The sequence below is a fragment of the Streptomyces sp. NPDC054786 genome, from assembly GCF_053611685.1.
In genome coordinates, this window is sequence record NZ_JBSHAW010000041.1 from 76,926 (window position 1) to 88,144 (window position 11,219).

At 69.6% G+C, this 11,219-nt stretch carries 9 protein-coding genes and 1 pseudogene; 2 read left to right on the plus strand and 8 right to left on the minus strand.

Features of this window, described 5'->3' with window-relative positions:
* Window positions 1-170: 170 nt before the first annotated feature.
* Together ACWGI6_RS29875 and ACWGI6_RS29880 are read right to left on the minus strand one after the other, a co-directional pair.
* Entirely contained in the window at window positions 171-425 is a 255-nt protein-coding gene (locus ACWGI6_RS29875) for a hypothetical protein (protein ID WP_086720495.1), read from the minus strand.
* A gap of 196 nt (window positions 426-621) precedes the next feature.
* Window positions 622-1,579 (minus strand): annotated as a pseudogene (locus ACWGI6_RS29880) (D-2-hydroxyacid dehydrogenase family protein).
* Between the two features lie 445 nt (window positions 1,580-2,024).
* On the opposite strand from ACWGI6_RS29880, the gene ACWGI6_RS29885 reads away from it, so the two are divergent.
* On the plus strand, window positions 2,025-3,146 hold the full coding sequence (locus ACWGI6_RS29885) for an ADP-ribosylglycohydrolase family protein (RefSeq protein ID WP_453270390.1): 1,122 nt from the start codon (window positions 2,025-2,027) through the stop codon (window positions 3,144-3,146).
* Between the two features lie 253 nt (window positions 3,147-3,399).
* Here ACWGI6_RS29885 and ACWGI6_RS29890 read toward each other — a convergent pair whose 3' ends face one another.
* From ACWGI6_RS29890 to ACWGI6_RS29905, 4 genes are all read right to left on the minus strand, one after another.
* Window positions 3,400-4,992 carry a sodium:solute symporter family protein gene (locus ACWGI6_RS29890; protein ID WP_453270391.1) on the minus strand — a complete coding sequence of 531 codons (1,593 nt, stop codon included), beginning with the start codon at window positions 4,990-4,992 and terminating at the stop codon, window positions 3,400-3,402.
* A 543-nt stretch (window positions 4,993-5,535) separates the two neighbouring features.
* The gene (locus tag ACWGI6_RS29895) at window positions 5,536-6,321 is read right to left on the minus strand and encodes an SDR family oxidoreductase (RefSeq protein ID WP_453270392.1); all 786 of its coding nucleotides are present in this window, start codon (window positions 6,319-6,321) and stop codon (window positions 5,536-5,538) included.
* A 113-nt stretch (window positions 6,322-6,434) separates the two neighbouring features.
* Window positions 6,435-7,193 (minus strand): DUF2690 domain-containing protein, encoded by a 759-nt coding sequence (locus ACWGI6_RS29900; RefSeq protein ID WP_453270393.1) that lies wholly within the window; start codon window positions 7,191-7,193, stop codon window positions 6,435-6,437.
* A 131-nt stretch (window positions 7,194-7,324) separates the two neighbouring features.
* Entirely contained in the window at window positions 7,325-8,548 is a 1,224-nt protein-coding gene (locus ACWGI6_RS29905) for an aminotransferase-like domain-containing protein (protein WP_453270394.1), read from the minus strand.
* A 214-nt stretch (window positions 8,549-8,762) separates the two neighbouring features.
* Here ACWGI6_RS29905 and ACWGI6_RS29910 point away from each other — a divergent pair, with 214 nt between their 5' ends.
* Window positions 8,763-9,632: a hypothetical protein gene (locus ACWGI6_RS29910; RefSeq protein WP_453270395.1), complete on the plus strand. Its 870-nt coding sequence runs from the start codon at window positions 8,763-8,765 to the stop codon at window positions 9,630-9,632.
* A gap of 139 nt (window positions 9,633-9,771) precedes the next feature.
* Here the strand turns inward: ACWGI6_RS29910 and ACWGI6_RS29915 are convergent, their stop codons facing one another.
* Both ACWGI6_RS29915 and ACWGI6_RS29920 read right to left on the minus strand, forming a co-directional pair.
* A complete protein-coding gene (locus ACWGI6_RS29915; RefSeq protein WP_453270396.1) occupies window positions 9,772-9,981 on the minus strand; it encodes a DUF397 domain-containing protein in 210 nt (69 codons plus the stop codon).
* Between the two features lie 195 nt (window positions 9,982-10,176).
* A complete protein-coding gene (locus ACWGI6_RS29920; protein WP_453270397.1) occupies window positions 10,177-11,043 on the minus strand; it encodes a helix-turn-helix domain-containing protein in 867 nt (288 codons plus the stop codon).
* Between the last annotated feature and the right edge of the window lie 176 nt (window positions 11,044-11,219).

An 11,219-nucleotide genomic window follows, 5' to 3' on the forward strand; every position in this document is an offset into this window, starting at 1 on the left:
ACTGCGGTGTTCTGGCAACGCAAAGCACCTGAAGGGAAGGTGATCCAGCAATCTCGTCGCTGTCGTCAACTGCCCCGAGCCGGTGGGCCCGCCGCCATCCGCCGGGCGAACCCGGAACCACCGGATCGGCCGGTAGGCGGATCGGCCGGTGGGCCGGTCGGCCGGGTTCTTTACTCTCCCTCGTACTCGGCCTCGTGCTGCAGGATGCACTGCTGCCACTGCGACAGTGCCTCCTCGCGGTCGCCTCCGCTGTCCTGGGCGGCGACGATCAGTGCGTCGGCAGCCATGGCGGCAAGCCGTACCGCGATGTGGCAGACATCGCTTTGGGGGAGCGGCCGGAGGAGTTCCACCGCGCCGTCGCTGTCTCCGGAAAGCGCGGAGGCGACGACAGCCATGGTGGTGCGATCCCACTCGTACTCGGACATGGGGAGAGCATGCCCAGCGCGCGCCGCCGCCATCATCGAACGAATGAGCCCTCCGACGGGGCGGGGCAGGAGGGAGTGACGGGTGTGGTGTCGGATCTGACGTCGGGGGAGGCCGGGGACTCTTCGCACCCGGCCTGTCGGGGAGGCTGCCGGCTGCCGGGGAAGAGGGGGCCGCCGCCCGACTGACCAGCCCTCTTCAGCCCAGTTGGCGTATCGGGCTGCCTGCCAGGAAGGCAGTGATGTCCTCGACAGCCTGTTGGAAGTAGCCCTCGTAGTTGCGGCGGGTGACATAGCCGAGGTGGGGCAGGGCGAGCACGTTCGGGAGGGTGCGCAGGGGGTGGTCGGCAGGCAGCGGCTCATGGTCGAAGACGTCCAGGCCGGCGCCGGCGATCCAGTTCTCCCGCAGCGCCCGGAGCAGCGCGGGCTGGTCGACGATGGCGGCGCGGGAGGTGTTGACGAGGTAGCCGGTGGGCCGCATCCGGCGGAGCTCATCGGCGCCGAGCAGGCCGCGGGTGCGGTCGCCGAGGACGAGGTGTACGGAAACGAAGTCGCTCGTTTCCAGGAGCTCGTCCTTGGTGGTGGCGGCATGCACGCCCGCCTCTGCGGCGCGTTCGGCGGTGAGGTTCTGGCTCCAGGCCGTCACGTTCATGCCGAAGGCCTGGCCGATCCGGGCGACCCGGGTGCCGATCTTGCCCAGGCCGAGCAGCCCGAGCGTACGGCCGTGCAGGTCGGCGCCGAGGGTGCTCTGCCAGGGGCCGCCGTCGCGTATCGCGGTGCTCTCGGTGACCACGTTGCGGGCGAGGCCCAGGATCAGCGCCCAGGTCAGTTCGACGGGCGGCTCGGTGTTGCTGGCCGTACCGCAGACGGTGACGCCGTGCCGGGCGGCGGCTTCCAGGTCGATGGCGGCATTGCGCATTCCGGAGGTGATCAGCAGCCGGAGGCGGGGCAGCCGGGCGAGGAGCGAGGCGGGGAACGGGGTGCGTTCGCGCATCGCGACAACGATCTCGGTCACCGATCGCCGAGACCACCTCGTCCTCGGAGCGGAAGGGCTGCCGCAGCGTACGGACGTCGACGGCGCCCGCCAAAGCGGACCAGTCGGCCATGGAGAGGGCGACGTCCTGGTAGTCGTCGAGTACGGCACAGCGCGGAGTCATGCGGATTCTCCCGAGAGGTGTGACGGATGACGGGGTGGTGCTCAGGTTGGACGGTGCTCAGGGCGGACGATGCTCAGGCCGTGTGGTGCTCAGGCCGGACGGTACGGCCCCGTACCGAGCGCCCAGTATTGAGCCGCCCTGCGGTGAGTCGCCCTGTACAGAGCTGCCCCGCCTCGAACAGCCCCGCCCCGAACCACCCCGCACCGAGCCACCCTGTATCGAGCCGGCGAAGCCGTACCGATGAAGCCGTACCGATGAAGCCGATTCGACCAAGGCCGTATCGGCCGAGCTCATACCCATCGGGACCGTACCGGTCAAAAGCCGCCTTATGAGTGAGTGGTCGCATTACTCTCCTGGGCAAAAATTGATCAATCCTGAACGATTACAGTGCTGCCCCAGGGGCCTCTGCTAGGCCCCGGAACGTTGTGAGCTTCAGGAGGGCGCAGTGAGCGCAGCTGGAGGCGGCGCCGCCATCTGGGGCCGCGCGGAGCAGCAGGACTTCCGCAGCCGAGTACGCGGATGTCTGCTCGGCGGTGCCATCGGCGATGCACTCGGCGCCGGTATCGAATTCGACTCGCTCGACGCGATCCGTTCGGCGCACGGCCAGGAGGGTGTGACCGATTTTGTGCCCGCCTTCGGGCGGCGCGGCGCGGTCACCGACGACACCCAGATGACCCTGTTCACCATGGACGGGCTGATCCGGGCCCAGGTGCGCCGCGACACCGGCGCCTGGCATCCGCCCACCGACGTCCACCGCGCCTATCTGCGCTGGGCCGCCACCCAGAGCGACTGGGGCCCGGACGAGCGCAAGAAGGACGACGGCTGGCTCGCCCGCGAGGAGTGGCTGTACTCCCGCCGGGCGCCCGGCCGGGCCTGCTTGAGCGGCCTCGCGGACGAGGCGATGGGCACGCTGGAGGCTCCCAAGAACCCGGATTCGAAGGGCTGCGGCGCGGTGATGCGCTCGGCGCCGTTCGGGCTCCTGGTCGGCTGGGAACCGCAACTGGTCTTCCAGCTCGCCGTCGAGTGCGCGGCACAGACGCACGGCCACCCCACCGGCTATCTGGCGGCCGGCGCCTTCGCGGTCATCAGCCACTCGCTGGCCCGCGGCGAGGACCTCGACGGCGCCGTGCAGAAGGCACTGGCGCATCTGGCCACCCGCCCCGGCCACGAGGAGACCACCGACGCCCTCAAACGCGCGCTCGGCGCCGTACGGCAGGGCTTGCCGACGCCCGCCCGGGTGGAGTCGCTGGGCGAGGGCTGGACGGCCGAAGAGGCGCTGTCGATCGGCGTGTACTGCGCGCTGGTCGCCGAGGACATCCGCCATGGCCTGCTGCTCGCCGTCAACCACAGCGGGGACAGCGATTCCACCGGCGCCATCTGCGGCAATCTGCTGGGCACCCTGCACGGTGAGACGGCGCTGCCACCGGTGTGGCTGGTCGAGCTGGAGGGCCGGGAGACGATCCTGCAGCTGGCCGACGACTTCTCGATGGAGATGACGCAGGGACCGGCGCTGCACGGCCCGGCCGGTTCGTCGCCAGGGTGGCTGGCCCGGTACCCACGGGCCTGACCGACCGTTTCCGGCGTCGGACCGTCACGGGCCCGGCGGCCGATGTGCCGATGCGGCCCGTCTCCACCGCGTCCTGCGTGGTGCCACCTGGACGCATTCCCCAAGCCGCCCGGCCTTCGACGCATCCCCAAAAGCGGCCTTCGACGCATCTCCCAAGCGCCCCTGACGCGTCCCCCCGAGCGCCCCGACACGTCCCCACGGCATCCCCGGCGCGACCGGCCGACGGCACCCCCGGCTCAACCGCCGACAATCCCTACGCTCCCTCGCCCGCCCCGTCCCTGGCCCCGTCGCCCGATCCGGCCCTCGTCCCGGTCCTCGACCCGTCCCCCTGCCCGGGAATCGACACCGAAGCCGCCCCCGCCGAACCCCCGTCGTCCGAGTTGATCCGCGCCAGCACCGCATCCCGCTCCGGCGTGTCCTCCGGCCGTACGAAGCCGAGGAGGAGGAAGAGGACGAGCGAGGTGGCGACCGGCGAGACGATCTGGATCTGCAACTGGACATCGCTCAGGCCGTAGTTGGTCAGCCAGAAGGCGATCAGACCGGCCGCCCACGAGCCCAGTGCCGCCGTGGGACCGGACTTGCGGAAGAACCGCAGCATCCCGAGCAGGAACGGGATGGAGATCGGCCCGACCAGCCCGGCCACCCATTTGATGACGACGGTGATGATGTCCTTGAACGCGGGGGAGTTGACCTGCGTGGCGATCGCCATCGACAGCCCCAGGAAGGCGACCGTCGACAGCCGGGCCGCCAGCAGCCCGGCCCGGTGCGACCAGTCGCGCGCCTTCGCCGAGAGTGCCGGCGCGATGTCCCGGGTGAACACCGAGGAGATGGCGTTGGCGTCCGAGGAGCACATGGCCATCGTGTGGGAGAAGAAGCCGACGATGACCAGGCCCAACAGTCCGTGCGGCAGCAGCCGTTCGGTGAGCAGCGCGTACGAGTCGGAGGCGTCCGGCTTCTGTGCCTTGATCAGCAGCGGTGCGACCCACATCGGGAAGAAGAGGACCGCGGGCCAGATGAACCACAGCGCCGCCGACAGCCGCGCCGAGCGCCTGGCCTCCCGGGCGCTGCGGGTGGCCATGAAGCGCTGGGCCTGGTTCCACATGCCGCCGCTGTACTCGAAGGTCTTGATGAAGAGGTAGGCGAGCAGGAAGGTCAGGGTGTACGGGCCGACGGTCGGCTGGGTGTGGTTGTCCGGCAGCTTGTCCCATACGGTCCACAGCGAGCTGAAGCCGCCCAGCCGGCCCATGACGGCGACCAGCATCGCGACACCGGCCAGCAGCTGGATGACGAACTGCCCCAGCTCGGTGAGCGCGTCCGCCCACAGCCCGCCGACCGTGCAGTAGACGCCGGTGATCACGCCCGTGATGAGAATGCCCTGATGGAGCGAGAGGCCGGTGAAGACGGACAACAGGGTGGCGATCGCCGCCCACTTGGCGCCCACGTCCACGATCTTCAGCAGGACACCGGACCAGGCCAGTGCCTGCTGTGTCGGCAGGTTGTAGCGGTTCTTGAGGTACTCCAGCGGTGAGGCGACACCCAGCCGCGACCGCAGCCGGTTGAGCCGCCCCGCGAACAGCTGGGCGCCGATGGCGATGCCGATCGCGATGGGGAAGGACCAAGTGACGTAGGAGGTGATGCCGTATTGGTAGGCGATGCCGGCGTACCCGGTGAACATCACCGCGCTGTAGCCGGACATGTGGTGGGAGATGCCGGACAGCCACCACGGCATCTTGCCGCCCGCGGTGAAGAAGTCGCTGACGTCGTCCACCCGTTTGTGCGACCACACACCGATCGCGATCATCACGCCGAAGTAGCCGATGAGCACGGCCCAGTCGAGACTGTTCATGCCCCCTCCAGGGGTCCGCCTTGTGAACGTGAATCACTTCGCCGTGACGTCCTGTGGGGCGGTGCCCCCTACGGGAATTGGGGACACCGGGGATTGAACCGCCCAACGAGCGGGCCGGTCAAGAGCATGGATGGTCATGGATGTGAACGCAGGTCAGTAAAGCGAACGATTTTGCTTTCTCTTGACCTTCGAGGGCGTTGTCCCGGACGCGACGCCGAACCCACGATGAGCGCACACTTCGCCGGGCGCCGTTGGCCCGAACGCACGCACTGACAACAGCCCCAACAGCCGTACGGGGCCCGGGATCCCGTACGGCTGCCCAGTCCGAACCGGTCCAGAACCGGGCTCAGTCCGAACCGGCCCAGACCCGGCTCAGTCCGAACCGGCCCAGCTCAACCCGGCCCGGCCCGGAGCGAACCGGCCCGGCTCGGCCGGGCGGTCCGCCCCTGGCTTGCCCTGCCCGTCCTGCCGGCCCTGCCCGCGCGCGAGGACAAGCCCGGCCTGCGCCGTCTCGTCCAGGAGGAGGGAGCCCCAAGCGGGCTGTTACCGCATCAGCTCCCCAGCGTTGACCAGCAGCGACTGGCCGGTGATGGCGCGCGCCCGGTCGGAGGCCAGAAAGACCGCGCTCTCGGCCACGTCCGCGTCCGTCGCCAGCTCGGGCAGCGCCATCCGCTCCGTGAGCCGGCCCAGCACCTCGGACTCCGGAACGCCTTCCCCGTGCGCCTGGAACTGTACGTATGCCTCCACCGGCGGGCCCCACATCCACCCGGGCTGCACGGTATTGACCCGTATCCGGTCCGGTCCCAGCTCGCGCGCCAGCGAGTACATCGCCGAGACCAGCCCGCCCTTGGATGCCGCATACGCCGCCTGCTGCACCTGAGACGGGGCGGCGACCGACGACTGGGTGCCGATCATCACCACCGAGCCACCGCCGCGCGCCACCAGGGACGGCAAGCAGGCGCGGGTCATCCGCAGCGTGCCGAAGAGATTGACGTCCACGACAGCGCGCCAGGAGTCGAAGTCGGCGTCCCGCAGGCCCCCGAAGAGCGTGTCCAGTGCGGCGACATGGATCACCGCGTCGATGCCGCCGAACCGCTCCACGGCCAGTGCGGCCAGCGCCTCGCACTGCGCCTCGTCGCCGATATCGGTCGCCCGCCAGGCCGTCCGCTCGCCCGAAGGGTCGAGCTGTGCCGCTGTCTTGGCGAGATTCGCCTCCGTACGGGCTCCCAGCACCACCGAGGCGCCGTCCCGTACACAGGCCGCCGCGACCTGATGGCCGAGTCCGGCCCCCACGCCCGAGACGATGACGGTCTTGTTCCGCAGCAGCATGTGTGCCTCCCGGCCGGGCCGCCCAGCTCACTCCTGATGGCCCGTCAGATTAGGGCTGTGAGCCCGGGAAGGCCAGAGTCGTTCGCCGTGACGCCAGAGATCCAGGGTCCGGATCAGTCCCAGGCCGCATGCTCTGTCGCCTCGAAGCAGTACTTGATCCACTTGCCGATGCGGTGGGGGCTGGTCGACGGCACCGCGCAGAGCCGCACCCGGAAGGCGCTGCCGACGGTCGCCATGGACGTGTACTTGTCGTGGTTGTAGTCGATCGAGGCACTGCGGGCCGATCCGCCCGCCACCCGGAGCGTCACCATGTCGCCGGGCTCGCCATTGACGATCCGGCCCCATACGTCCCCACAGTCCTTGCTGTAACGCAGCTGTATACGGACCTGGTTGCCCACGGTGGGTTCCCAGGTGACGGCGTCATAGGCGCACGCGGTGTCCTTGGGGTTCCTGCCGTCGCAGCCCGCCCCGGGGCAGCCGGGCGGTGGCTCCGCGAAGAGCTTGGGGAGCTGGTCGGCGCCCACCGTGGCGAGCGCCCCGGCGATTGCCGTGACGACGCCTACGACGAGAGCGTGCCGGGCGTGCGCACGCAGCCACGAGCCGACGCCGCGGAGCTGGGCGCGGGCGCGTTGCGGGAGGGAGGGAGATGGGCTCGTCGGGTCACTGTCGGGAGGGGCGAGAGCGGGATCGGGATCGGTATCAGGATCAGGATCGGGATCCGTATCGGGGCTGAGGCGGCGATCGGGGCGGTACCGGGCAGGGAGTTCGTCCGCGGGCGCGTCCGCGGGTTCGTCCGCAGGGTCATCCGTCGGGCGGCCGCCCGCCGGGCCCTCAGCCGGGCCGTCCACCGGATCGTCCGGGCCACTGGTCATCCGGCCTCCTGGGAGGTTCACTGGAGGTCCACGTGCCGTGGACTTCCAGTTTCCGGCAGGGCGACGGCCACCCGAAAGTGCATTTTCCGCCGCGACGTTCACCGCCCGGCGCAGGCGCTGCCCTCCCGCGCTCACCCGTCCCGGCGCACGCCCTCCAGGGCCTTCTGCAGCCGCGCCAGACCCTCACGGATCTCGTCGGGGGAGTGCGTCACGAACGACAGACGGACAGCAGTCGCATCCGGCGGCCCCGCGAAGAACGGTGCTCCGGGGACGTAGGCGACGTCATGCCGTACCACCTCGGGCAGCAGCGCCGTTGCGTCGTACCCCTCGGGCAGGGTCGCCCACACGAACATGCCGCCGGCCGGCCGGTTCCACCGCGAGCCCTCGGGCAGCGCCGTGGGCAGCCCGTCGACCAGGGCATCCCGGCGCGCACGGTAGGCGTCCCGCACCCGCCGCAGATGTGCGTCGAGGTCGGCGACCGCCAAGTACCGTGCCGCGGCGGCCTGGTCGATGGTCGAGGTGTGCAGATCAGCGGCCTGCTTGGCGATGACACAGGCCCGCCGCAATGCGGCCGGCGCGCGCAGCGAACCCAGCCGCAGGCCGGGCGCCATCACCTTGGAGAACGAGCCGAGCAGCGCCGTACGGTCCTCGGCCCCGGGGAAGGAAGCGACCCACGGCACCGGCGCGCCCTCGAAACGCAGCTCGCCGTACGGGTCGTCCTCGGCGATCCACAGCCCCCGCCGGGAGGCGACCTCGGCGACCGCGGCCCGCCGCTCGGCGGACAGGGTGCGGCCGGTCGGATTCTGGAAGGTCGGCACGAGATAGAGCAGCTTGGGCCGCTCGCGCGCGGTGATCTCGTCCAGCGCGGCCGGGTCCAGCCCCTCGTCGTCGGTCGGCACCGGCACCACCCGGGCGCCGGTGAAGGAGAAGATCTGCAGCGCCGCGAGGTAGCAGGGGTCCTCGACCAGCACCACATCCCCCGGCTCCAGCAGGGCCGTGGCCAGCAGCGTCAGACCCTGCTGCGAACCGGTGGTCACCAGCAGGTCATCGGCTTCGGTGGGCAGCCCGCGCGCGGTGGTGCGCGCCGCGACGGCCGCACGCAGCGCCGGATCGCCCTCAGTGGTGGAGTACTGCAGAGCCCGCATCGGGTCCTCGGCCAGCACATGCTGGAAGGCAGCCGCTATGCCCGCCGCGTCGAACAGCTCGGGCGCGGGCAGCCCGCCGGCGAACGAAATGACCTCGGGACGGGCGGTGAGCGCCAGGATCTCGCGCACGGGCGAACTGCCGGTCCGCGCCGCACGCGCGGCAAGCCCCGGCACGGCAGCGGCTGCATGGGCAAGGATCGCGTCCGACATGGCGGCTCCCATCGCTCGTGTCTGCGATTAACCGACGTTAGCTGCAGAGAGCAGGCAGCTTAAGCGGGCCGGGGAAGGGTGTGCAGGGGTGCCCGCATGATGGGCGGGCGGGACGGGTGCCCGCGTACGGGCCGTGGTCCGTATGCCGCCGGCGCCCGGTGACGGGTGCACCACCCCTCCCCTTCTGATGATTCGTCAGCTACACCTGTCTGTCATGACCGCAGACAGCAAAGGAACGCCGGAGGGCGGAGCCGCCGCCGGGGCCGCCGCCTACGCCGAGCTGGCCGCCGTCGGCCCCTACGGAGTGCACCCCGGGCATGCGCTGATCACCATGGTCGAACCGCATCCGGGGCATGAATACGCCTACAACCGCTGGTACGAGGACGACCACTACATCGCGGGCGCGATGGCGATGCCGTGGATGTTCGCCGGCCGCCGCTGGGTGGCCACCCGCGAGCTGCAACTGCTGCGCCGTCCCGGGAAGTCCGCCGTTGCCCGGCCGGTGACGGCCGGCTGCTATCTCTCCACCTACTGGGTCACCGAAGGCCGCTACGACGAGCACATGAAGTGGACCGTCGGCATCAACAAGCGCCTCAACCGGGACGGCCGCGTCTACCAGGACCGTACGCATGTCTTCACGGCCTTCCAGGAGCACGTGGCGACGGTCTACCGGGACGGCGCCGCCGGCCCCCGTGACTTCCATGCGCTGGACCACCCGTACACCGGGCTGGTGTTGGAGGTGATCGACGCGGACGGTCCGGAACGACGGGCCGAACTGCTGGAGTGGCTGTGTGCCCGCCACCTGCCCCGGCGGCTGGCGGGCTCACCGGCGGCGATGGTCACCGTCTTCCGTCCGACGCCGCTGCCGGGGGACCGGATGTCGTATGTGAAGCAGGTCGAGGGCGTCGATACCCGGCTGACACTGCTGTGGTTCCTCCAGCAGGACCCGCGCGACGGCTGGGCCGCACACTTCGCCGACCTGGAGGAAGAGGTCGCGGAGTCGGCGCTGGGGCGGGTGGAGCTGGTGGCTCCGTTCATTCCGACCGTGCCCGGGACGGACCGGTATGTGTCCGAACTGCGCTGAGTGGCGGCTCGGCGGTCCCGTGCGGTCGGCCGGCTGCCCGCCGGACAGGGGGCGCGGGCATGGCCGAGCCCCCTCGGCCGGGACGGCGGTCCAGTCGAGAGGGCTCGTATCTGCAGACTGCGGACGGTGACGGTTCAGGTCACGCCACGTCGAACGCGCCACCGGCGACGTCCGACACAAAGCTGGTCCAGGAGGAGTTGTCGAATGTGAGGCGCGGACCTTCGGGGTCCTTGGAGTCCCGCACTGCAATGGCGGTGACGGCCGGCACGGCGATTTCCACGCAGGCGCCGTTGCCACCGGAGTACGAGGACTTGGTCCAGGAGAATGCGGAATTGGGCTGCACGGCCATGTTCACTCCAACTCACGTTGAGTTACCGCGGATTCGGTAGTGATGACGCTACGCGCCAACATCATGAGCCGCAGAGGCCGTTCACCCGTCCGAATGGCATATTTCTTGATCCCTATTCACGAGGGCGGGTGCACGTGTACCGTGCCAACCTCTCCGCGGGAATGCCGGTTCCGCACTATTTCTCCCCGGCGAGGCTCACCCCGCCGCATCCGCATGGGATTTCGCCGCTGCGGCGATGAACTCCCGGCTCTGCTCCGCGCTCAACGCCTGCGCACGCAAATGCTCGTACATGATCGTGTACTTATGCACATCGTTGGTTTTCTCCAGGTAGAGGTCACTGGTGACGCCCTCGATGTACACCACACTGGAATCGGCGGCATCGTCGAATTCGAGGATGGAGAACGTTCCCGACATTCCGGCGTGCGCACCGGTGTTGTACGGCAGAATCTGGACCGTCACGTGCGGCAATTGGCTCATCTCGGCAAGATGGTCCAGTTGCTCGCGCATGATCAGGTGGCTGCCGACCACCCGCCGCAGTGCGCTCTCGTCCAGCACCGCCCACAGCCGCAACGGGTGGTCGGAATCGCTGATCCGCTCTTGGCGGCGCATCCGCACCTGGATGCGCTTCTCCAAGTGGTCGGGCGCCAGCTCGGGGACCGTGCCGGGGATGACCGCTTCGGCATAGCCGGGAGTCTGCAGGAGGCCGGGCACCAGCAGGGACTCGTAGACCCGCAGCGAGGCCGCCTCGGTCTCCAGACCGATGTAGACGCTGTACGGGATGTCGCCGAAGGCGTGCCACCAACCCTGTTGGCGTGAATCCTTGGCCATCTGCATCAGCGAATCCACGATGCGGTGGTCTTCGACCTCGTATACCCCGCACAGATCACGGACATCGCGCTGGCTGATGCTGCGACGGCCGTTCTCCAGTCTGCTGATCTTCGACTGCGAGACGAGCAGCCGGTCCGCCACCTCTTCTGCCGTCATGCCTTTGGCCTCTCGAAGCCTGCGCAGCTCCTGGCCCAATCGGCGTCGCCTGACGGTGGGGTTGACGTTGGACGCCACGCTAAGTGCACCTCCGGCTCCGTACTGCTGTTTTCTGCTCAGCAGACTGCCACCAACGGTCCGCGCCGCGCTGGCAAATGGCCGGACAAGGGGGTCACGTTGGAATTTTGGGGCCGGAATCGCGAAAATGCGCCCGCGCAGGCGCGCGGGGTGGCGGGCCGGCCGTCGTCCAGAAC